The following is a 21154-nucleotide window of genomic DNA, read 5'->3' as shown; positions in this document are numbered from 1 at the left end:
CTATTCTGGGCAAGAAACAAGGAGTCCTCCTTATGGTTATCCGTCCCTGTTTGCGGATGATTGGATTTCTATGGTGTGCCGTTGTCGTGCACATGATCGGGGGATGTTCCAGTAACTACTATACGGCCAATGTGAACAGTGAACAGAAGGTCTATCGGGTGGACGAACAAGGCGGGAAGACGCTGGTGTACGAGACCGACCTGCAGGGCAAGACCACCATCTATGATGCCGATGATCCAATGGCGAAGCGGCAGGTGGCCTCGCAAGAAGTAGCTGGGGAACTCAGTCTAAAGAAAAATGGGCAGTCTGACCAGGCAAACAGTGGATCAAAACGACAGCCAAACGACCCCATCTATGTGGACCTTGCACCAGCTGAATTAGACGAACAGATGCAGAAGGCCGAGCGCACCAAGGGAGCAGTGGCAGAACAGATTCGGAGTGAGTTCGTCGCAGACCCCATGATTAAACTCATCGAGCGAGATCAGGAACGATCCGGGTTATTGAAACCTCATCTGTCGGATGGTGTGGATGTCGAGGTGTCGCCGAAGGTATCACTCAAGGAAGCCTACGGAATCGATCGAAAAACCGGAAAGCCCGTGAGGATGTTGGCGGTCGTCTTTGAAGCCACGATTACATCACAGACACCACCCGCAACCTATACCGTGTCGGAGTCCGGTCATGCCCAGCGAAACCTTGAAGTCTCCAAGCGCTTTGCGAAACAGGTAAAACAAGTCATCCTGGAAAAAATCGGCCCGAATATTCCCGCGCACTGAGCATAGTCTCCTCACATGCCATATCACGCAGAACACGCCTGCCTGTTTTCTCGTTTGTGTTTCTCCCAGTCGTGAATGTAATAATGTTGGCCACCGTGGAGAATTGATCCCGTGGCTAAGCTCCAGCCATCTGACTCTCGCATTACAATTGCCGATACTGCAGAGGGGCTGCGCATCGTCATGCCTTGTCGACGAAGCTGGTTCGTCATCTGTTTCCTCACGTTCTGGCTCTGGGGTTGGGTGGTGGCAGAAGTGATGGTTGCAAACCAGTTGATGATGGGCGATGGCCCGCCCGAGGGAGAATTGTTCATGTTAGCCTGGCTTGGGGTTTGGACTGTGGGCGGAGTTGTGGCCATCTATGCATGGCTGTGGCAGCTGATGGGGAAGGAAATTCTCACGGTGCGTGGACAGACGTTTAATATACGACGCGATATCGGAGGATTCGGGTTTGATAGGGAGTACAACCTCGTGCAAGTGCGGGACCTTCGGATCGGATCGGTCGGACCTAGTCGGTTGGACCTCTCATCCAGTTTTCAGTTGTGGGGAGTTGGAGGCGGAGTGATTAGCTTTGATTATGGAGGGAGAACCGCTCGATTCGGTGCAAGCCTGGACGAAGCAGAAGCGAAACTGGTCGTGACTGCTATCAAACAGCGCTTCCACCTTCCTGATAGCTCGCTCACCCCAAAGCTCGTTCGAAGATCGCCGGGCATAGCAACATAGATTTCCATTCAGATTTCTAAACCGTATCTGCCGCATAGATTCGGTAGGGGCCAGGCTCTGCATTGTTGAAACGTCCTGCTTAGAGAAGTGACTTCGCTATTTCTACTTCGGGTAATAGGCAGTGTGCGTTGGTCTGGATTTCGTCGGCGAGCGCATTACACGAAAGAAGGGAACACTCTGGACTGTTGCAGCACACGCTGTTGACGACATCAAAGCCAGTAGGGACCTTGTATTCTGGAATTTGGAAGCTGGTGGCTCTGAAAGAGTTGCCGTCGCGCACACAGATTACTCGACATGATTGTGTGGAAGGCTGGAGCGCGATCGGAAAATGGACGGGCGTGCCGGTTGGAGATTTGATGCATCTGGTGGAGCCTTTATCAAGCGCTCGCTATGCCGTCTTTCATTGTGCGGATGTAGATGACGAGGGCATCGCCTACTACGAGAGCATCGCGGTAGCTGATTGCTACCATCCCCAGACGATTCTCGCCTATGAACTGAATGATGAGGCCTTGGATGTGCCGCATGGCGCTCCGCTTCGTCTTCGATTTGAGAGGCAGCTCGGATACAAGCAAGCGAAGTATGTCATGAAGATCGAGCTGGTTGAGTCCCTGGCCGGCATCGGTGGTGGAAAAGGAGGCTATTGGGAGGATCAGGGATATGAATGGTACGCGGGCATCTAACAGGCTGCTGACAAAGCCCGCCAGCGGCGATCTCGCATCACTCAGAGGCTCAACGAACGACAGAGAGTACGATTCGCCTCTTCGTTCGCTGCGGCCTTGCTGAACAGCCTGCGGGCCACTCTGCTCCCGTTGAAGACTTTGAATGCTGTGCCTTTTCAGCTTGGTGAAAGTGTTTGTCAACGCACTGCTAAGTAAAGAATGAACCCCACGAGCGATCCGGCGGCAGGGATCGTTTTTTCGCGATGATCCTTCCCTAGCCCATCGCAGCCCAGATCTTGAGTGCGTTCTCACCGGTAAAGGTCATGTCGTCCTGCGCCGATGAACTATGCTCAAAGTACAGGTGCAGCAGTCCTTTCCCAAAGTGTGCTTCTCGGACAAGGTCTAGATTAATGGCTACTTCTCCTGCACGTTCTTCATCCAATACTTTAACGAAGCGCATAGCTGCTCCTTTCGGTAAGGTGCTGTTCATGACAAGAATAGCATGTGTATACATAACAGCCGGTGTCCGAAGGAAAAAGACTGGTGGGGAGTTAGCGTCGTCCGTCGTACCAGACGGATAGGTGTTTTTTATCCTGTAGCGTCTTCTTTGGTAGGAAAAAAATGCGGAAGATCTGGGATGCGATCTCGCGGCTCGAGTAAAGGGAGATTTTGCGGGAGGAGGTTTCAAGCGGGTGTTTGGTTAAGATGGTAAATCGCAGATTTCGTCCCCGCCCCCATTGTTTGAGTTGCTTACTGAGCCGGATCTCATCGAGTGCATAGAGTTCCTGATCGAATCCGCCGACCTCCTGAAACGCATCGCGTCGGCAGACAACGAGTGCGCCGGCGGCCCACCGACAGAGTACGGAGGTACTGGTCCAGAGGTGCAACGTCAGATTTGCCCACCAAGGCAGCCCCTCCATCCGTAACGTGCTCCCACAGCCGACGTACTTGCCCGTATCAATGATGCGCAAGATATCCGCCAGCAGTTTAGGACTCAGGAGGCTGTCGGCATCGAGGAAGAGCAACCATTCGCCGGTGGCATGGGCCGCACCGGCATTGCGCGCCCGGCCTATTTGGTTGATGGGCTCAAAGACGACAGTCGCACCAGCCTGCTTGGCCAATTCCGCCGTGTTGTCTGTGGAGTTATTGTCGACGACGATGACTTCCGAGGTGAAATCTGGTTGGTGGTTGACCTCCAACGAGTCGGTGATGGAGAGCAGTGTACGCTCAATCAGTCGGGCTTCATTGAACGCAGGGATGACAATGGATAGGTGCATGGACGGTCATCATGCCACAAGTGCACGCTGAGGGGAAATGGGTGGCAACGTGATCAGGTATATCTGATCATCATTCTTGTGATTGGGAGAGATATTCTTGACTTTGTGGATAGTCCTCAGGCTGCGCGCGATGACAACAGGAATGCTATGGTGATGTGGACTCAAGATGGTTGGATGCACGGCAGTATGGATCCGAGCCGTTCTCGGAGGTGATGCTGCACAAGGCCATGAAGGCCTTGAGGGAGGAGCATGGGTCAGCAGTTGTCGCCTTTTCACAGATAGAGTCGCTTCGAGCGGTGTGGTACGATTCTCCCCCATGCCGCTCACACGATTCCATCCGATTCTCTGTGAATGGTTTGCTTCATGCCTTGGCCAGCCGACTGAGGTGCAACAACAAGCCTGGCCGGCAATTCAGTCTGGTGCGGATGCACTGATTACAGCGCCGACTGGTTCGGGGAAGACCCTCGCGGCGTTTCTTTCGTGTATCGATCAACTCTTCAAACAAGCCCTGGCCCGTGAGCTTGATGATCACACCCAGGTACTGTATGTGTCCCCGCTGAAGTCGTTGAGTAACGACATCCAGAAGAATCTTCAGAAGCCGCTCACCGAGATAGGGGACCGTGCGCTCCTGGCTGGGCTGATGATGCCGGAGTTGCGTGTGCTGGTCCGCACGGGTGACACGCCAATGGCGGACCGGCAACAGATGCTCAAGCGGCCGCCGCACATTCTTGTCACGACGCCGGAGTCGCTCTTTATTCTGCTCACCGCCGAGAAAAGTCGCCGTTTGCTCCAGACCGTCCGTACCGTCATCGTCGATGAAATCCATGCACTGGCGCCCAATAAACGTGGCGCGCATCTAGCGCTATCGTTAGAACGGTTGGAAGCACTCACCTTCACTAAGCCACAGCGGATTGGTCTTTCTGCGACGCAACGGCCTATTGAACTCGTGGCAAAATTTCTTGTCGGCAACCCTGTTCTATCACCGGATCTTTACTCAGCCCCCGGTCCTCAGTCCTCAGCCCTGTGTACGATTATCGACGTGGGCCATAAACGGCAAATCGATCTCGCAGTCGAAGTGCCAAACGATGAACTGAGTGCCGTTGCGACGAATGCGATCTGGTCGGATATCTATGACCGTGTTGCCGAGCTGGTGCGAGAACATCGCACGACCTTAGTATTTGTGAACACCCGTCGATTGGCTGAACGGGTGTCGCATTATCTGGAAGATCGACTCCAGGATCTTGGTCCTGATGTTGTGGCCGCGCATCATGGCAGTTTGTCGCGGCAGATTCGTCTCTCGGCGGAAGAACGGTTGAAGAGCGGGAAGACGCGTGTGGTTGTGGCGACGGCCTCGCTCGAACTGGGTATCGATGTCGGCACGGTGGATCTCGTCTGTCAGATCGGCTCACCACGTGCGATCGCCACCGGTCTGCAACGGATCGGTCGGGCTGGTCACTGGATCAAGGCGATCCCCAAAGGCCGTCTCTTTGCTACAACGCGGGACGAGTTGTTGGAATGTGCCGCGCTCATTCGGGCCATCAAGGGTGGCACGCTGGATCACATCACTGTGCCGCCGGCGCCGCTCGACATTCTGGCGCAGCAGCTCGTGGCTGCGGCAGCAACACAGACCTGGACCGAAGAGGAATTGTATCAGTTGGTCCGGCGAGCATATCCCTATCGCGAGTTGGAGCGGGCAACCTTCGACCAGGTTGTCCGGATGCTCGCCGACGGGATCGCGACGAATCGGGGGAGGGGCTTAGCCTATCTCTATCACGATCGGATCAACCACCGACTAAAAGGACGGCGCGGGGCTCGGCTGGCGGCCATCACCTCAGGCGGCGCAATTCCCGATACCGCCAACTACGCGGTGGTGGCAGAACCGGACGGCACGGTGGTCGGGTCCGTCGATGAAGACTTCGCGGTGGAGAGTCTGGCGGGCGACATCATGCTGCTCGGCAATACTTCATGGCGCATCAAGGGGGTGGAGGCGGGCAAAGTGCGGGTGGAAGATGCTCGGGGCGCGCCGCCCAGCATTCCCTTTTGGCGAGGAGAGGCTCCCTCGCGCACTGCCGAACTCTCCGCTGAGGTCGCATGCCTGAGACAGGAGATTTTAAATCGACTCTCTTCATCAGCTGTCGGCTCTGAACAGTCAGTCCTCAGTCCTCAACACTCAGCACTGGAAGCAGATACCCATCAGCTCTCAGCCATCAGCTGGATCAAGAGGGAATGCGCCCTCGATCCACGCGGCGCTCAGCAAGCGATCGAGTATGTATTGACCGGCAAAGCCGTATTGGGAGTCGTGCCGACCCAGGACATGATCGTGGCCGAACGGTTCTTCGACGAAAGCGGCGGGATGCAGCTGGTCATCCATGCGCCGTTTGGCGGACGGGTCAACAAGGCCTGGGGACTCGCGCTGCGCAAACGATTCTGCGTCACGTTTGATTTTGAGTTGCAAGCCGCAGCGACGGACAATGGCCTCGTGATTTCGCTAGGCGAAAAACATAGCTTCCCGCTGGAGTCCGTGTTCAACTATCTCCATTCCACGACCGTGCGAGAGGTTTTGATTCAAGCGGTGTTGCTCGCGCCGATGTTCACCACCAGGTGGCGCTGGAATGCGTCGCGCGCGCTGGCATTGCTGCGCTTTTCAAACGGCAAGAAGGTGCCGCCACAGATTCAACGGATGAAGGCCGAAGATCTCTTGGCCGCCGTGTTTCCCGATGCCATCGCCTGTCAGGAAAACTTGACTGGGGTGAGGGCTGCACGGACGATACCCGATCACCCGCTTGTGCAAGAAACCCTCCGGGATTGTCTGAGTGAAGCGATGGATCTGGCGGGGCTGACGGAAGTTCTGCACCGAATAGAGTCTGGGGCAATCCGTTGCGTGGCGATCGATACGCCTGCGCCGTCCGTCTTTTCGCACGAGATCCTCAATGCCAACCCCTATGCGTTTCTTGACGATGCACCGCTGGAGGAGCGGCGGTCTCGGGCAGTGGAGATGCGGCGCACGCTGCCAGCACAGTTGCTCGAAGAGATCGGGGCGCTTGATCCGATGGCGATTACTGAAGTCATGCGTGAATCGTGGCCGATTGTCCGTGATGCCGATGAGTTGCACGACGCGCTGCTGACCCTAGTATGGGTACCCGAGTCTGATGCAAGGCAATGGATCCCATATTTCCCTTCGCTGGTTGAATCCGGTCGGGCTGTCCGTCTTGCGTTTCACGCCTCCCGTGCCAGGTGTCAAGGAGTTGAGGGATGGGTGGCGGCTGAGAATCGAGAGCAGGTCGAGCAGCTATTCACGGTCGGTTCTGATTCCACTCTGGATGGCGTGGTACTGGGATGGATGGAAAGCATCGGACCGGCGATGACAGACGAATTGGCTGACCGTCTCTCTTTGCCGATTGAGGGGATTGAGGCGGCGATGGTCCGGCTTGAGGTGCAGGGCCAAGTCCTTCGTGGGCGCTTCCGGTCTAACTCAGTCTTCGGTTCTCAGTCCTCAGTATTAAACACTGCACCCGAGTGGTGTCACCGCCGCTTGCTGGCTCGGATCCATCGGCTGACGATCGGAATTTTGCGCAAAGAGATCGAGGCGGTTTCGGCAACGGACTTCATGCGCTTCCTGATGCAATGGCAACATGTCGTGCCAGGTTCGCGACAGCATGGTGAAGCGGGCCTTATGGAGGTCATCAAACAGCTGGCGGGATTCGAGACGGCGGCCTCTGCATGGGAACCGCAGCTCTTGCGCACGAGGATGGCCAAGTATGAGCCGGATCTCCTAGATAGGCTTTGTCTAAGCGGCGCGGTCAGTTGGGGGCGCCTCTCGCCGCATCCGAAACTGGCAGCAGGTAGAGAGACGGAGGGGCGGCGTATCACTCCGACAAGCCTCGCGCTCATCAGTGTCTTTCCACGTGATGAGCGTGATTGGTTGCTTGCCGCATTCCATCAGAACGTGGTTGGCGTAGGTCTCGATCCGTTTGCACAGTTAGGTTCGGTGGCCCAAGATCTCCGGTGTGCGTTGCAGCAACAGGGTGCCAGCTTCTTCGCCGATCTCGTGCGGATGACCAACCATCTTCCCGCTGAAGTCGAGCAGGGATTGTGGGAGCTGGTGGCCGCCGGGTTGGTGACGGCTGATGGGTTCGATAACCTCCGTGCTCTCATGGATCCGCATCGGCGTCGTGCTGAAGGGCGAGAACGGACTCGTCGTCCGCGGCACTCAGCAGGACGGTGGTCTTTGTTGAAGCCTCTTTCGTCTCATCTCTCAGCACTTGAGACTCAGTCCGCTTCGCCGACACAGCGAAGCGAGTCCTCAGCACTTGCCATTGAGAAAGTGGCTCGACACCTTCTCCGCCGCTACGGCGTGGTGTTTCGAGACCTCCTGGCGCGTGAATCGCTGGCTCATTCTTGGAGGGATCTGCTCGTTCAGTACAGACGAATGGAAATGGCAGGGGAGGTCCGTGGTGGACGATTCGTGTGCGGATTTACCGGCGAGCAGTTTGCATTGCCGGAAGCCGTGGAAGCGTTGCGCGCGATCAGGAAGGCGAGTGTATCCTCAAACCACGAGCTCAGACTTTCAGCCACAGATCCATTGAACCTCGTAGGAGTGATCCTCCCTGGCCCTCGTGTGCCTGCCGTCCCGACGAACTTTCTGGTGTGGAAAGATGGGATGCTTGTTCGTACTGTGATTGGGCGGCAGGGTGACACGGCAATTCCCATTGTCGACCGTACCAGCCCGGTAATGGCCCGATAGCCTATAGAACTTAACCACGTCAGTAGCTTGCCCAGGGAGAAGGATGGGCTCGGCGCAGGCGACGGCAGCTCGAATCAACAAGTAGGGACCGGCCACTCGGCTGCAGGAAAGACACTAGGCTCAGGACTCATTCTTTTTAAGTATTTCCTGCAGATAGTAGGGGACACCTTCAGTCCTCGCGTGGCAGGAAACATCTCTAACGAAGATATTCTTTGCAGCATGGAGTATGCGTGTGCGGCGGTCAGCAGTAAACTGGTGCTCGTGATGAGGCACACCGCCTGCGGTGCCATCAAAGACGTGATCGACAATGTGCGATTCGGCAATCTGACAGGCCTGCTGGGTAAAATGCGGCCGGTAATCGATGCCACGCAGTACGACGGTGAGCGTACCGCAAAGAGTTCTCCTTTTCTGAACGCGGTCGCGCGGAAAAATGTGGAGTTAACCATGGCTGGCATCCATACTGGAAGTCCTGTGCTCAAGAGGCTAGAGGATCAGGGGCACATCAAGATCGCGGGTGAGATGTATTGCGGTGAAGCTGGGGTGGTTGAATTTATCTCCTGAATGTACGCCTCAGGCGCGCATATTCTGTTGCCGAGTTGAGTGGCTAGGCTACAGTCCGACAGTCTGTACCCATCCACCAAAGCGAATTGGATGTTGGTATTTTGCAAACCAGGCAAAGGGAGTGGTATGGTGCTCAACACCACAAAGACCCTAAGGGATTGTGTTTGGAATTTAGACAGCGAGATGGTGCACGACTGGTTTGCATCATCCGGAAGTTCATTGCGTGGAGGTTGTCGCGTAGCGATCTCCCTGCGGTGTGTGTATCTCATTTAGCTTCAAGGAGGCTGTATCGTGAAGTATCTATCATTTGTTTCAGGCACCGTACTTCTGATCGCGTCCGGAGTGTCAGGTTGTGCCAACCTGCCAACTTCGGTCGTACAAGATGCGCTCGCAAACCTGGTAGCCCAACAACATAGCATTGGTCCTAGCCAAGGGAAGGCCGCGCTCGGCTCCATCCTTAATCACGCAAGGGAGAAAATGCCCGTCGGAGATTTTTCGACGCTGAACAATGCCCTGCCCGCTTTGGATACCTACCTGAAGGAGGCAACCGACGTGAAGGCTGTAACCGGTCCGATCGTCGACCAAGCTGGGCTGGAGTCAGCATTTGCTAAGGTGGGCTTGGGACCAAAAATGGTGCCCAGGATCACAAAGACGATGAGCGATTTCGTCGGGAATTCAGGCGGCGAGGCGGCGCGCAGTTTCTTTGCATCGCTGATGAAATAAGTTGCACAGCTGTTGCCGAACGAAGCCGTTCGGCAACAGTGCTTCCGTCTGCCTCATCCTCGTTGGTCAGTTTACGAACAACTGGGCTCGGTCACGGAGCAGGGTCAGCAACGCCGTCGGGCCTTGGCTACCCATCGTGGCATACCCTGCCTGAGCCTCGGAAAAAAACGCCGGCTCTCGATCAGTTGGTACCCCTAAGAGCTTGCTCACTGATGCGAGGTATTCTCCCTGTCCCGCCGCGAGATCGTGCTGCAGATTGTCATAGTTGAAAGAGACAAAGGCGGTGGCCTTGAAGTCCGGCTTCAGCTGACCGTCTTCATTCCACCAGGCCGCTCCGGAGGTGGTGCCGGTGACATTGGACGTGGTGTCGGTGATTTGGTTAATGGTGCCTTTGACTGTGCAGCCGGTTAGACCAAGCAACAGACTTGCTCCCAGTGCTGCGACGCATTGTAAACGGGTGCGCATCGTGGACCTCCATATCTATATGGGACGATGGCCTCACTATAACATACAGCCCCTCAAGTGTGATCGGTTGTGCGCCGATAGGAATACGACGGGACGGTGTTCCCCTATCGTGACAATACCGAGGATTGGCCATGTCGGTTCAGCCCCTGACAACTTTTAATCCAGAGCAGTTGTTCAATCTTGGGTCACGGCCTAAGGAAGGATCCCATCGACTGGATACGAGAATCAGCGGGCTCTCGATTGCCCAGGAATTTTCCGGACGGTTGAATGTCACCACGGCTGATGGCGATCGGATTACTCTGGTGGCCGATCGTGATGATCGGTATGACGCTGGTGCCGTCCAATCTGTTGTTCAGACTCTTCAGGGAAACGGGACTGTCAGCGCTGGGTTTGCGCAGAGTGTACGTGCGCACCACGTTGGCATCGCGGTCAGTGGAGACCTTGATGAAGCCGAAGTGACGGACTTGGAGAAATTGTTTGAAAAGGTTTCAAGTATCTTTCGTGGGTTCGTTCAGGGACGAGATGATGAGGCCCAGGCTCAAACCCTTCAACTCGCAGAAGGGTTTCATGAGTTGGAAGATCTCTCCAGTCTGGATCTCAGCGTCGAGATCGTCCGGTCTGTGACGGTTGTGTCGGCCTCAGGCGAAACCCCGGGTGGGGCGCCAGGGACGGCGGTGGCGATCCCGCAGCCGTCCAACGGTACCACGGCGCCCACCCTGTCACCTAACTCTTCTGACTCCACGCGTCTCGCGGCATTAGTAAACAGCACACAATTCGCCTCTTTGATTCAACAAGTCCTCGACGCTCTGAATGAACTCAGCGTTGATCTGGAGAAGGTTCGTCACCATTTACCGGCCTTCCTCGATCGGGTACGCGAAGAAATTGCCAGGGAGTTACGCCGGGAGCCCCCGTTGGAGACAGAAGCTCGCGGCCGTTCAGGCAAGGACGTCCTACCTGCAGATGAACCGTCGACCGATAGTCGTAGCCTATTGGTTGCCTATCAATCGGTCAAGGAGACATCCCTCTCACTGTCTCTTCAAGTTTAATTCGCCCATAAGCGCTGATACCACTTCTTCTCATCACCAACCGGCAGTGACACCAGATTCATGGCTTTCCGGATCTCGCCGATGTTCCAGCCAGTGAGGTTGGACAGTGTCTGCGCTTCCCTCTCATAGCGTTCGCGTAACTGCTGGCGGTAGACAGTTGCGGCTGGGCATTCATCCGTTCCGGTCCAAGGGTGGCGCAGAATGTAGCGGGCTTGGAAATTGTTGCGATCGGATGTTTCTTGGAACATCAAGTCTTCAGGAAAGTGGGCGGCATCATAGCGGACGTGCAGTCTTGTGACAAAGACGTTCTTCGGCTGTGGCATGCTGCCTCCACGTTGCTTGAAGCTAGGGTCGTTTTGCCAGAAGACACCCAGACTTCGCAGCTCTTCAGCCGATAATGGGTTTGTGGCACAGGGGTCGCACCAATTCATATCCCAGGCATATTCGAGGAATACTCCTCGCTCGCTCTCGCGCGTCACTTGTTGTGTGAAGAGGTCGCGATAAAAGTCACCGAACTTGTCTTTCACATACAGCGGGATCTCTTGGGCTTCCGGTAACCGGATGGTTTGGTAGTTCGTCGTTTCGACGCGCCCTTGTTTGCTCAGCGTATAGATGAAGAGTTCTTGTGCACCCTCGGCATTCACTGTCCCGAGCCGAATCGGTAGCATGAACTTTAGGGATTCGAAGGCGATCTGGATCGGTCTCAGGTGCGTAAAGCCGAGCTTGGATTGTTCAGTCAGGTTCACCTTGGCCACAAAGAACTTCATCTGCTGCTTCAAATAACTGTGCAGCACAGCGGAAGTCCCATTCGGAATCTTGTATCCGTTCTCAGCTAACCAGGTTTCAAGCCCGTGGCTTTCCTTGGCTGAGAGAATCAGGATATCGTATTCACCGACGGTATACTGCGCCTCGACAGTCACGCCGAGTGCCGTATCGCGTGCTCTGGTTGAGGCGCTTGCCGGCGCGAGGCTCTTCGCCATATCGAGGCTACGACGTTCCATCAGCTCGTACCGGACACAGGGATTCTCGTCGAAGTATTCCACTAGGCGTGGAGCCGAATAGTCGGCCAAGTGTTTCAGGACAGCCGGATCCCCGACATGAATCTGGTCCTTCTCTAACACGGCGGGTACCGGCACGACCATCGCAAACTCTTTTGCGTCGCCCTTGAAGTCATTCGCCATAGTGATGACGGTCTTGTTGTCATGACGGGCAATGACAACCTCGGAAGCCTTGTTGAACAGCTTCGTGTCAGTCTTGCCGACATAGAAGCCACAAAACGCCGAGGCGTCGGTACTCCAGAGGAATAGGCTTATCAGAAATGTGAAGATGGGCATGATCAGGCGTCTCATAGAAGCCTCAGTAGACCGATTCATATGACCTCCTTGGTTAAAACGGGAATAGGGGAACCAAACAGGGGATTCATCACCGGCGATTTACCGCTTGTAGGCTTGGCCCAGTCGTAGTGCGTGCCAGGAAACATGCGATCCAAGAGCGGAACGAGCGGTGAACATGCGATGAGTCCCCAGAGTGGGCCATTGGGCTTGAAGAAATGGAGCTGCACGTAGAGCGCTGTGAGTGCGACAAACAGTGCGAAGATGATTCGGCCCGTTCTCGAATCTGGTGTCGTCTTTGGATCCGAGATCATAAAGAACGAAAAGATGAGAAGCGCCCCGCTTTCGATTTGATGCAGGGGAATGGCGAGTGGATCACCAAGCCAGAGGGCACGGGCGAAGAGGAGTCCGACGTAGAACGTCAAGAAGGCGAGTGTGACATCAGCCCGTGCCGCGCGGGTTACAACAAGCAAGCCAAGGCAAGCGATCAGAAATCCGAACCAAGCGACTTGCCCCCATTGCCCTGGTGAGATCCACCCGAGACCGAATGAAAGCATGACGGCGAGGGCGAGATTCGTCGGATTGAACACATGCTTGTCCTTCCAGCGAAGGATGAACTTGCTGCCGATCGCGATGATAGCGGCGAGTGCTGCAACAGCAAAATCATTGGTGCGGAGGAGAAGGCACAGCGAGAGGGACGAAATCAGCGCGCTTTTTGGATCGAACGACGGCAGGTAGAAATAGCGGGTCCCGACATATTGAGTCAGTTGGGCAGTACCGAGGGTGATGACGATCTGGCAGATGGGGATGTCGAAGTGGAGAAAAAATAGGCCATAAAACAGCAAGGACAATAGGCTAGCGATTTGAAAGAGGCGTGGATCTCGGCAGAAGGTCGGTTTGTTTGGTTGGTTCCAGCTGGTCTCTTGACCCATGAAATCCTCCTTGGGATTGCCGTGGTCTTGCAGCGGCCATCACAGGAGGGTATGGGGCGAGGGGGAGAATCCTTTCAGAGGGATGAGATGAATTTGAGAGTGCGTTGACAAGCGGCTGAACAGGCGCAAGAATTGCTCGTCGGTACGACCCAGATTGGCCTGCAAGTTAAATCGGGAGCTATTGAATACGTATGGAGTGGGCAAAGCACATAGTCTTTACGCCTATTCTTGTGGGCATATTTCAAGGAATTTGCATCGCAGGCTTGATGAATCTTCCTGTGGAGCAAAGGAAGGTTCTGGAGGATTCATCTCACTTTACCATAGTTCGTACTGTGACAGCGTTGCCTGAGGCAATTGTTGCTCTGTGTGGTGATTTGACCGGTGGGTTAGCAGAGCCTGCGGCCAAGTGGGAAGCCACAGACTGCATAAAAGATGAAACGCTTCCACGCAAACGGCTAATTTGGGGCGCTATCTCTGGTGTACATCATGTTGTTCACTATGAGAGCGGTGGATACGTCCACAGCTTTCATCTCCTTGTGGCAACTCTTGGCAATGGAGGACAGCAACCAAAAGTGATTTGGCGTGGTATCGGAGGATTATATAAAGACTACACAGCTTTCCTTCTTGCACTACGAACAGGGGAATTCAACGATGAGAGTGAACCCTAGATTGACGATGCGCTCGGATTCGCCCTCGGCTGTGCGGTGGTGCGGGGGCAACTGGTTAAGAATAACCACGACATCCCAGTCCGTGAGCATATTTCGTCGTGGTTCTATGTAAGCGCTATAGGCGTAACGCGAGCGTATTGTCGAGTGCGATGTGTCTTGGAGTGTACAATGGCTGAAGAACTTGTTCCAATCTTCTATGTGAGAAATGGAATCAAGGCGATACGGTGGTATGCCCGACTCGGCTTCATTATAGAAGGTGAGTACCGCTTTGCTCCTGGAGTGCCGCAATATGTATGTCTTCGTCGCGGTCAACTCGCGCTCCATTTGTCTGAAGATACGGGTGATGTGCGACCGAACACGCTCGTGTATTTTTATGTTGATGATATTGATCGAATTGCTGCCGAATTCAACGTCACAGTGAAGGACCTCCCCTGGGTTCACGAGGTGGAATTGACAGATCCAGACGGAAACCGCCTGCGAGTTGGGAAGCGAAAGGCTCTACGGTCTCACGAATAGTTGTGGGGCTTGAACTCGATCTCGGCTGTGCGGTGCTACGGGAGCTGGTACGATGATCTAATCGATCTCAGCAGCCCTTGAACTGCTTTGACCGGCATTGTTCCGAGAGGCGCTTGGCTTCTACGATTTGGGCGGGCGTCATGCGCTGGGCAACGTCGTCTCGATTTTCTATCGCTTGTTTGTGGTCTTCCCCCTTCATGTGTCCGGCCGCAAGGTCTACCCACATGTAGGCCCGCACTAAGTCTTGTGGCACGCCAAGCCCTGCGAAATAGAGTTCCGCGAGGTTGTTTTGCGCATGCGGGTGACCCTGGGCCGCTGCTTTCTCGTACCAGGTTCGTGCTTGGGCATAGTCCTGTGGCATCCCTTTTCCTTTGGCATATAGCTCCCCGAGGCCGTTCTGCGCCTCGGCGATTCCCTGATTAGCCTGAGTCTGGAGCGTAGACAGATCTTTACTGCCGGCCGGTGGGAAGGCAATGCTCGACCCAACGGGGAGAACAAGAGTCGCCAGAAGGATGATGACGGTAATCGCACTCATGAGCGGCTGAGTATGCCGTGCAGGCGAACGGATCGTCAAGCCGAATCCTACCGAGCCCTCTGTGGGTACTCTGGTGGAGGTGGTTGGGCGGACGCAGGAGGGGGCGGCGGAAGTTGAAGGGGGCGGTTATTTAATTGCAGCGGTGGACCGAGATTGAGCCCGGGAATTTGTGGAGGCTGCACGGTCACGATGCGATCACCGTTCGGGAGGTCGGTCGTGCTATGTACATTGCCGGCGGCATCCTTGTAGACGGTTGTTCCACCTTCTGCGTCGAGCACTTGCTGCAACCGGTCCTTCGCATTGGGTTGTTGAGGCGGTTCTTCCCCCATTGCGAGCGGTAGGCTTGGGAAGCCAGTGATCAGTATGATCATGAGACGGAGCGCGGTCCGACGCATATCGTCCTTATACGATAGAGGATTGACCCAGAATCTCAATCTCTGAAGGATTCAATCAGCCACCAGAGAACAAGTATAATGAGGAATCCAATTCCTGCGGGGATATAAATTAAATAGAGAAAGCGAAAGTCAACCATAGTCTGCCTCTGCTCTCAGCCGCCCCTGTAAGGTATTTTGACCGACAATAGAGCGAATACTTGCCTAAAGTAGGATGAGGCCTGACCACCGCCACGTTTTTCGTATGGCCCAATCATACCGGCAGGGACAGCACGTATTCTGTTTGTAGAAGCTCTATTGCCCATCTCAGAAGTTTGGAATCGTCTTGTTGGCTCTTCTGCCCAGCGCTGCAACTTGTCTGCTCGTGATTTCTTTGTTCCGTTGTTCGCGTATTTCATGAATGAACATAATTAATTTCAGCGTCAGCGAATCCTTCACCAGCCCAATCTGCATTGGTTTAAGGAACTCATGGGGTCAGTAATACATGTAATGCATGAATGGCTGATAGACCCATGGAGCCTTATCACCGGAGTATGCTCAACATTAGCCCCAACGCACTATGGATAGCAAGCTAAGTCATCCAATGTATGGAACACCTGATCTGCCCGGAAAGTTCTTTTGATCATTTGTATACCGTTTCTTGTCGGCCTCTCCTTGGCGCCTAAGTGTCAGACCGCCTAATTGAGTGGCCCGAGGACATGGTCGGATGTCCCTTGGTCTACCATGACGGGGATCGATCCGACCGATTCCGCGTCATGCCGTGACACCCAAACAGTTCGACGGGGATGTCTTCAGTCGGAGGCATAGCAACACCCACGTCGTGTAATACTCACCAGCCGTCTGTAAGAGATCGCTGGATTTGTCTTTCCTCGTATACCTAGCGTCGAAAATCTTGAAATACGTTGCCTGAAAACCCATCTCGCGATACCCCTAGACCAAGCGCTGGTTTCCGGCGCCGGATACAATCCAACATTTTGGTAAGGGAGGCCGTTCATGCATCTCGTCGTGGTGTCGGCATTGGTTGTCGGATTAGTGTATTTGCTGTGGCAGATCAGGCCGTAGCGCGCCTTTTAAGGTGACAGCAGCGAGCGCGCTTGATTGAAGGCATGCTCTTTCACGGCCTCCAGGGGATTACCTGCTGGAGGCCGTGGTCATTGTGGTCCTTTCGTAATCGGGTTTTCCAGTTTTTCCTCTAGCCCGCATGATTCATGAACAGGTCTGCTGCAATCGCCGATCCGCTCTTGTGACAGGCCGATGGCCTATGGGCTCGCAACTCGGCTCCTCCGGGCTCCGTGCGACGGTCTCACGACAGGGCTTGGCGATTTCTCGTCGAATCGCCATGAATCATGCGGGCTGGTACGAGCTTGTCGGAAACCCTGAAATCAGTTGCCAGAAATCTCGTCTCAGTATAGCCCTAGACTGGGTGCCGGATTCTGGCTCCGGTCCTGTTGAGACAACCGATATTTCAAAGGAGGCTGTTCATGCGCGTTATCATGATGTCCACGATCCTGTCCGCATTAATCGCCGGGTCCAGCGCCTTGGCGATGGCAGATGAGCTGACGAATCTCGGTTCTGAATTGAAGGGTGAAATGGGCTCCGTGGCCAGCGAAGCCAAGGGGGAGGTGAAGGGCGAACAGGAACAGATGAAGGAGAGCCTCAAGTCGAAACGAGAGCAGATGCAAGCCGACATGAAGGCCAAGCGAGAACAGATGAGATCGGAAATGAAGGAGAAAAGAGACGCGTTGAAGGCCGAGAGGAAGGAGATGAAGAAAGCGGCAAAGGCCAAGAAATCTAAGGCTAAGAAGCATGCGGAGGAATCTGTCGAATCACTGCAGCCAAGCTCCTATTAGACGAACCGGTTCAACGTCATGGTGTTGAAATAGGCTCTCTCAGACGGCCTCCTGGAGCACAGCTCCAGGAGGCCGTCGTGTCTATTGTCGCCGAAGCTCGTGGGACTGCTTTTCCTCGACGATGGTACGCGGCATCGGATTGCGTTACACCGCTTGCTCGCAAGCCAAGACGAACACATGAAGTGGGATGATGTTGTCACCTTGCGCCGCTTCTTGTTCCAACCGGAAACGCGCGAACACCTCGATCAGCCGGTAGGCCAACTGATCGGAGACGGCTGTCAAAATCATGCGGTTGGTGGCAGGGGCGAGGAAGAATTGACTGGTGAGTCCTGTTGCGCCCTTTCCAGTGACATTGTGTAGCTCGCTGTAGGCGGCCACGTCGTAATCATTCAGCAACGCGTGTATCTGTTCTATGAGCGATTCACGGAACACGATGACCAACATTTTCATACGAGCCACTCCTGAGCATGGGCGAGGGGTTGGTGAAGGACACGGTCATCCGTTATGATGATGTCATTGTCGTGGGAGCGATTCAAAAATACAAGATGAAGCGGCGACGTCGATAGCATCAGCGAGGGACTGAGGTCTGTAGACGGTGTAGGCCTAGCTCGACAAGTTTGACACTGATACGCTATAAATTAACAGTAGAGCGGTGTACAACGGCATAAACGAGGTCGGTGTTATGCAAGAATATGCGGCGTATTACGGGGCTGCCTGTCTCATCCTTTCCATGTATCTTCTCTTCAAAGGCGTAACTGCTGCTTCACGACAACGAAGTGAAGATCAGTCGACGACGCTGGTGCCTGCCTATGTCTATGGAATCCTGGCGTCGGTCGCGCTCACCTATGCCTTGGGACTTCTGAGGATGAAATTCCCCGGGTGGGAACTACCTTGGTGGGGAAATCGGATTATTTTCCCTGGCACGACCATGCTCTTCCCTGGCATTATTTATCTGATTGGTCGCCGCCCACCGAAGCCCAATCTCGATCGAGTCGACGCGTAGCAGGAAGACCAACAGCGGTGCTCTTATGTCCCTCAGAGACTCAACGTATTAGAGCCTACTGGAGGCAAAGTTCCTCTCCGCTTGCATGTGATCGAAGCGAGCGGGTCAGGTAAAGGTTGGTATGTCCACCCGCACTTCTTCGCTTTCCATGGTCTTGCCGGACAGTCTTGTTGTGCACCCTGTGACTGTTCAGTGAACACGAATAGCGACAGCTGAAACATTCTGCTATTTCGCGATGGTGATGCTTGGGACGCCGGCTCGCGAGACCTCTGTGACGGTCATCTGAAAGAGCTGCGACAAGAGTTTGAACGCTTCACGGTTCCAGCGAGCCTGTGGCCCGGTCGTATTGACGGCATAGTAACGTCCATGAGACTTCATGGCGAGGTCTAGGCCGGATGGAGACGACTCCGATACCACAAGATCCAATGTCTTGACGGGATTTTCGACCACGTCAGGGGTACGGCTGTCTTTATCGACATGGTACTCCGGCTCTTCAGCGATGGAAGCTCCAAGAAAGTTCAGCATGGCGTTGAAGCTTCGCAAACGAAAGTTCCCCGTGAGCGGCCAGTCTCCGCCAAAATACCCAGGGCGAATATCAAAGGTCACGTCGTTCGAGCGTCTCTGTTCATACTCCTCTACTAGCCGGATCCGCTCTTCCTGCGAGAGTGTGTCGAGATCATAGTTTGTAATCAGCATGCCCCCTTCGGCCTGCTTCCGCAACGTGATGGTTTTATCTTGATGGTTGTAGGTGACCTGATATTCCTGTTCGAGCGCTTTGAATCCTTCTGCCGTGACCGACTCGGCCGGAATCGTCCAGTGTCGTTTGATGCTCAGCGGTTCAACGTAGAGGCTATTGTGATCTTGAATGGCTGAAAGATGGAGGACCACACGCCGGAACATTTCATAGCCAGCCGTATTGGTGGGATAGTTCCAATAGGCAACGGTTTTAGCCTGCTGTTTCAGCCGAAGTTCTTGAGCCATCAATCGAAGGAGTAGATCGACATCGACCCCCTGTCGCAAGAGCAATGTCAATTTGGATTCGTGAAATGGCGTGAGAAGGCGCTTCGTAAATTCTTCTCCTTCAATCGGCGCGATACTGATGGTTGGGTTCTCTGCCACACTTCCACCGATGACGGGTAAAATCGTTCGGCTCGCATCACCGGTCAAGGCCGGTGTGGCACCGGCGGTAAAACGAAAATCGAATGTTGCCGCGACGTTGGAGACACCGGTGAAGTGAATCGGCTGGTGGTGCTGTGCTCTGGCGATATTGACGAGCAGCTGCTTGGATTGCGATTCGGTGATGGCGTCGTCGTAAGCGATCACAGCTCGAGTCAAGGTGACCGGCGAGAGGCAGCCGGAGAGCAACAAAAGACCGAAGAACGTCAGGACAATGCCAGGCACAGCGGATATTCGGTCGTCCATCGTCAGTGGTCGGCTATTCGAGCGTCGTCTATACGTAGATACGAGTTGTACCATATCAATAGGCAGAAGGGTAGCAGCTGGAAGAAGTCGAGTTATGTGACGATGGGATGCGACTTCCGGAGACCGACTTGATGGACCGTCATCTGGACCGGACCTGTGGGGTGTAAGGTCATACCAGGCTTTGGGTGAATGGTCTGCCCACTCACGAGGCTGAGCCGAACAGTCGACGCGATCGTTGCCAGAATCAAGAGGCCTTCGAGCTCCGCGAACGACTCGCCCAAGCAGCGGCGTCCACCAGCGCCAAAGGGAATGTAGGTATAGGTTGGACGGGCCCTGGTCGCTTCGTCAGAAAACCGCTCAGGGTCAAAACGCGAGGGGGCAGGAAACCAGCGCGGATTGCGGTGAAGATTCCATGGGCTGATGAAGGCCCACGAACCGGGCGGAAGCATCGCTCCAGATGGAAGTCGATCCTCTCTCTGTGCCAGTCGGGTGTGTAAGCTCCAGGCTGGAGGATAGAGGCGAAGCGACTCGTCCCAGATCATCTTCAGGTAGCGGAGGCGAGGCAGATCGGCAGCGTTAGGCGGTCGATCGCCGAGCACCTCATTCAACTCGTAGACCAACCGGTCCCAAACCGATTGATCCTGTGACAACAGGAGCCAAGTCCAGGTCAGGGCATTGGCGGTGGTTTCATGACCGGCCAGCAAGAATGTCACGAGCTCATCACGAATCTCTCTCTCCTTCAGTGGGTGACCATTGTCATCCTGAGCGGCCAGTAAGAGTGAGAGCACATCATCACGGTGCTCTGCACTGCGTCGCCGGTCACGAATCAATTGAATCAGTGTGTCTTCGATCAGGTTGAAGCCGCGGGTGAACCGGCGATGCCGGGAAATGGGAACCCAAAGCGGGATCAGGCTTGCCAGGAGCGAATCATACTGAAGTTTGATGAGACGCTGGCCCGCTGAAATGGAGGCACGGATCAGACCCGCATCAGACCGCAGGTCTTCTCCAAAGAGCAGGCGCCAAATGACCGAGAGGGTGAGATGCGCCATGTCCTGTCCGATGTCGATCGTCATGCCATCGTGCCACTGGGCCACTCGGGCTCGAGCAGTATCGGTGATGAGGCTGCTGTAGGCCGTCACATGGTTTCCGTGAAAAAACGGCAGAAACAGACGCCGTTGAGCGTGATGGGTGGCGCCTTCTGTGTGCAGGACACCTTGCCCAAAGATTCGGGATTCGACAGGAGGAACCGGTCCCTTGCGATAATTGTCTTGGTTCGTCACCAAGACATGTTTCACGTCAGCCGGATGATTCAATAGATACATGGCGGCATCGGGTTTCTGCAAAAGCAGTTCAACGACCAGTCCCATGGGGAGCTTAACGACGTCGCCATAGGTTTGGCACTGCAACAGAAATCCGAGGGTATCCCGTCGGAGCTCAGGGGAGCAGCCCCACCAGCGAGAGACCGGCGGTCCGGGAGTCGGAGCACTTGGAGTGTGTTGATCAGTCATGGGCAATAGCTCTCACGTGGAACTACAGC

Annotated in this window: 20 protein-coding genes and 1 pseudogene; 11 read left to right on the top strand and 10 right to left on the bottom strand. The window is 54.8% G+C overall.

Going from position 1 to position 21154, the window contains the following annotated elements:
- Window positions 1-32 precede the first annotated feature (32 nt).
- The 3 genes and pseudogenes from COMA1_RS13715 to COMA1_RS13705 all read left to right on the top strand — a co-directional run.
- On the top strand, window positions 33-773 hold the full coding sequence (locus tag COMA1_RS13715; RefSeq protein ID WP_176698059.1) for a hypothetical protein: 741 nt from the start codon (window positions 33-35) through the stop codon (window positions 771-773).
- Window positions 774-884: 111 nt separating this feature from the next.
- Window positions 885-1493 carry a hypothetical protein gene (locus COMA1_RS13710; RefSeq protein ID WP_090749458.1) on the top strand — a complete coding sequence of 203 codons (609 nt, stop codon included), beginning with the start codon at window positions 885-887 and terminating at the stop codon, window positions 1491-1493.
- A gap of 248 nt (window positions 1494-1741) precedes the next feature.
- Window positions 1742-2173, top strand: a pseudogene (locus COMA1_RS13705) (molybdopterin-dependent oxidoreductase); the annotation flags it as partial.
- Between the two features lie 253 nt (window positions 2174-2426).
- Here the strand turns inward: COMA1_RS13705 and COMA1_RS13700 are convergent.
- Together COMA1_RS13700 and COMA1_RS13695 are read right to left on the bottom strand one after the other, a co-directional pair.
- The gene (locus COMA1_RS13700; RefSeq protein ID WP_090749453.1) at window positions 2427-2612 is read right to left on the bottom strand and encodes a hypothetical protein; all 186 of its coding nucleotides are present in this window, start codon (window positions 2610-2612) and stop codon (window positions 2427-2429) included.
- A 91-nt stretch (window positions 2613-2703) separates the two neighbouring features.
- Entirely contained in the window at window positions 2704-3429 is a 726-nt protein-coding gene (locus COMA1_RS13695; RefSeq protein WP_090749451.1) for a glycosyltransferase, read from the bottom strand.
- A 316-nt stretch (window positions 3430-3745) separates the two neighbouring features.
- Between COMA1_RS13695 and COMA1_RS13690 the strand changes: the two genes are divergently transcribed.
- From COMA1_RS13690 to COMA1_RS13680, 3 genes are all read left to right on the top strand, one after another.
- Window positions 3746-8173 (top strand): DEAD/DEAH box helicase, encoded by a 4428-nt coding sequence (locus tag COMA1_RS13690; RefSeq protein WP_090749787.1) that lies wholly within the window; start codon window positions 3746-3748, stop codon window positions 8171-8173.
- 27 nt (window positions 8174-8200) lie between these two features.
- Entirely contained in the window at window positions 8201-8734 is a 534-nt protein-coding gene (locus COMA1_RS13685; protein ID WP_218055387.1) for a carbonic anhydrase, read from the top strand.
- A gap of 291 nt (window positions 8735-9025) precedes the next feature.
- On the top strand, window positions 9026-9457 hold the full coding sequence (locus tag COMA1_RS13680) for a DUF2780 domain-containing protein (protein WP_176698058.1): 432 nt from the start codon (window positions 9026-9028) through the stop codon (window positions 9455-9457).
- 66 nt (window positions 9458-9523) lie between these two features.
- Here the strand turns inward: COMA1_RS13680 and COMA1_RS13675 are convergent, their stop codons facing one another.
- Window positions 9524-9922: a DUF3015 family protein gene (locus COMA1_RS13675; RefSeq protein WP_090749445.1), complete on the bottom strand. Its 399-nt coding sequence runs from the start codon at window positions 9920-9922 to the stop codon at window positions 9524-9526.
- Between the two features lie 131 nt (window positions 9923-10053).
- Between COMA1_RS13675 and COMA1_RS13670 the strand changes: the two genes are divergently transcribed.
- Window positions 10054-10968, top strand: coding sequence for a hypothetical protein (locus COMA1_RS13670; protein WP_090749444.1), 915 nt, complete (start codon window positions 10054-10056; stop codon window positions 10966-10968).
- On the opposite strand, the gene COMA1_RS13665 is transcribed toward COMA1_RS13670, so the two are convergent.
- Window positions 10965-12341: a DUF2330 domain-containing protein gene (locus COMA1_RS13665; protein ID WP_218055386.1), complete on the bottom strand. Its 1377-nt coding sequence runs from the start codon at window positions 12339-12341 to the stop codon at window positions 10965-10967. The two genes, COMA1_RS13670 and COMA1_RS13665, sit on opposite strands and share 4 nt — an antisense overlap.
- Window positions 12338-13231, bottom strand: coding sequence for an RnfABCDGE type electron transport complex subunit D (locus COMA1_RS13660; RefSeq protein ID WP_090749442.1), 894 nt, complete (start codon window positions 13229-13231; stop codon window positions 12338-12340). The genes COMA1_RS13665 and COMA1_RS13660 overlap by 4 nt, the downstream gene beginning before the upstream one ends.
- A 191-nt stretch (window positions 13232-13422) precedes the next feature.
- Here COMA1_RS13660 and COMA1_RS13655 point away from each other — a divergent pair, with 191 nt between their 5' ends.
- Together COMA1_RS13655 and COMA1_RS13650 are read left to right on the top strand one after the other, a co-directional pair.
- Window positions 13423-13899, top strand: coding sequence for a hypothetical protein (locus COMA1_RS13655; RefSeq protein ID WP_090749440.1), 477 nt, complete (start codon window positions 13423-13425; stop codon window positions 13897-13899).
- 168 nt (window positions 13900-14067) lie between these two features.
- Window positions 14068-14415: a glyoxalase superfamily protein gene (locus COMA1_RS13650; RefSeq protein WP_090749439.1), complete on the top strand. Its 348-nt coding sequence runs from the start codon at window positions 14068-14070 to the stop codon at window positions 14413-14415.
- A gap of 67 nt (window positions 14416-14482) precedes the next feature.
- Here the strand turns inward: COMA1_RS13650 and COMA1_RS13645 are convergent, their stop codons facing one another.
- Together COMA1_RS13645 and COMA1_RS13640 are read right to left on the bottom strand one after the other, a co-directional pair.
- A complete protein-coding gene (locus tag COMA1_RS13645) occupies window positions 14483-14989 on the bottom strand; it encodes a tetratricopeptide repeat protein (protein WP_141654347.1) in 507 nt (168 codons plus the stop codon).
- 8 nt (window positions 14990-14997) lie between these two features.
- On the bottom strand, window positions 14998-15345 hold the full coding sequence (locus COMA1_RS13640; protein WP_090749435.1) for an RHS repeat protein: 348 nt from the start codon (window positions 15343-15345) through the stop codon (window positions 14998-15000).
- Window positions 15346-16823: 1478 nt separating this feature from the next.
- Between COMA1_RS13640 and COMA1_RS13635 the strand changes: the two genes are divergently transcribed.
- Entirely contained in the window at window positions 16824-17192 is a 369-nt protein-coding gene (locus COMA1_RS13635; RefSeq protein WP_090749433.1) for a hypothetical protein, read from the top strand.
- Between the two features lie 144 nt (window positions 17193-17336).
- On the opposite strand, the gene COMA1_RS13630 is transcribed toward COMA1_RS13635, so the two are convergent.
- Window positions 17337-17642: a P-II family nitrogen regulator gene (locus COMA1_RS13630; protein WP_090749431.1), complete on the bottom strand. Its 306-nt coding sequence runs from the start codon at window positions 17640-17642 to the stop codon at window positions 17337-17339.
- Between the two features lie 232 nt (window positions 17643-17874).
- On the opposite strand from COMA1_RS13630, the gene COMA1_RS13625 reads away from it, so the two are divergent.
- Window positions 17875-18195 (top strand): hypothetical protein, encoded by a 321-nt coding sequence (locus COMA1_RS13625; protein WP_090749429.1) that lies wholly within the window; start codon window positions 17875-17877, stop codon window positions 18193-18195.
- Window positions 18196-18420: 225 nt separating this feature from the next.
- Here the strand turns inward: COMA1_RS13625 and COMA1_RS13620 are convergent, their stop codons facing one another.
- The gene (locus COMA1_RS13620; protein ID WP_176698057.1) at window positions 18421-19617 is read right to left on the bottom strand and encodes a hypothetical protein; all 1197 of its coding nucleotides are present in this window, start codon (window positions 19615-19617) and stop codon (window positions 18421-18423) included.
- A gap of 92 nt (window positions 19618-19709) precedes the next feature.
- On the bottom strand, window positions 19710-21125 hold the full coding sequence (locus COMA1_RS13615) for a cytochrome P450 (protein ID WP_090749426.1): 1416 nt from the start codon (window positions 21123-21125) through the stop codon (window positions 19710-19712).
- Window positions 21126-21154 lie beyond the last annotated feature (29 nt).

Origin of the sequence: Candidatus Nitrospira nitrosa (assembly GCF_001458735.1) — a bacterium.
Taxonomy (GTDB): domain Bacteria; phylum Nitrospirota; class Nitrospiria; order Nitrospirales; family Nitrospiraceae; genus Nitrospira_D; species Nitrospira_D nitrosa.
This window is presented reverse-complemented; position numbering and strand designations above follow the sequence as displayed.

Excerpts from the sequence above, each read along its gene's own strand:
- COMA1_RS13715 (WP_176698059.1), top strand. The coding sequence starts at position 33 with ATGGTTATCCGTCCCTGTTTGCGGATGATTGGATTTCTATGGTGTGCC.
- COMA1_RS13700 (WP_090749453.1), bottom strand. The coding sequence starts at position 2,612 with ATGCGCTTCGTTAAAGTATTGGATGAAGAACGTGCAGGAGAAGTAGCC.
- COMA1_RS13695 (WP_090749451.1), bottom strand. The coding sequence starts at position 3,429 with ATGCACCTATCCATTGTCATCCCTGCGTTCAATGAAGCCCGACTGATT.
- COMA1_RS13690 (WP_090749787.1), top strand. The coding sequence starts at position 3,746 with ATGCCGCTCACACGATTCCATCCGATTCTCTGTGAATGGTTTGCTTCA.
- COMA1_RS13675 (WP_090749445.1), bottom strand. The coding sequence starts at position 9,922 with ATGCGCACCCGTTTACAATGCGTCGCAGCACTGGGAGCAAGTCTGTTG.
- COMA1_RS13670 (WP_090749444.1), top strand. The coding sequence starts at position 10,054 with ATGTCGGTTCAGCCCCTGACAACTTTTAATCCAGAGCAGTTGTTCAAT.
- COMA1_RS13665 (WP_218055386.1), bottom strand. The coding sequence starts at position 12,341 with ATGAATCGGTCTACTGAGGCTTCTATGAGACGCCTGATCATGCCCATC.
- COMA1_RS13660 (WP_090749442.1), bottom strand. The coding sequence starts at position 13,231 with ATGGGTCAAGAGACCAGCTGGAACCAACCAAACAAACCGACCTTCTGC.
- COMA1_RS13655 (WP_090749440.1), top strand. The coding sequence starts at position 13,423 with ATGGAGTGGGCAAAGCACATAGTCTTTACGCCTATTCTTGTGGGCATA.
- COMA1_RS13650 (WP_090749439.1), top strand. The coding sequence starts at position 14,068 with ATGGCTGAAGAACTTGTTCCAATCTTCTATGTGAGAAATGGAATCAAG.
- COMA1_RS13640 (WP_090749435.1), bottom strand. The coding sequence starts at position 15,345 with ATGCGTCGGACCGCGCTCCGTCTCATGATCATACTGATCACTGGCTTC.
- COMA1_RS13635 (WP_090749433.1), top strand. The coding sequence starts at position 16,824 with ATGCGCGTTATCATGATGTCCACGATCCTGTCCGCATTAATCGCCGGG.
- COMA1_RS13630 (WP_090749431.1), bottom strand. The coding sequence starts at position 17,642 with ATGAAAATGTTGGTCATCGTGTTCCGTGAATCGCTCATAGAACAGATA.
- COMA1_RS13625 (WP_090749429.1), top strand. The coding sequence starts at position 17,875 with ATGCAAGAATATGCGGCGTATTACGGGGCTGCCTGTCTCATCCTTTCC.
- COMA1_RS13620 (WP_176698057.1), bottom strand. The coding sequence starts at position 19,617 with ATGGACGACCGAATATCCGCTGTGCCTGGCATTGTCCTGACGTTCTTC.
- COMA1_RS13615 (WP_090749426.1), bottom strand. The coding sequence starts at position 21,125 with ATGACTGATCAACACACTCCAAGTGCTCCGACTCCCGGACCGCCGGTC.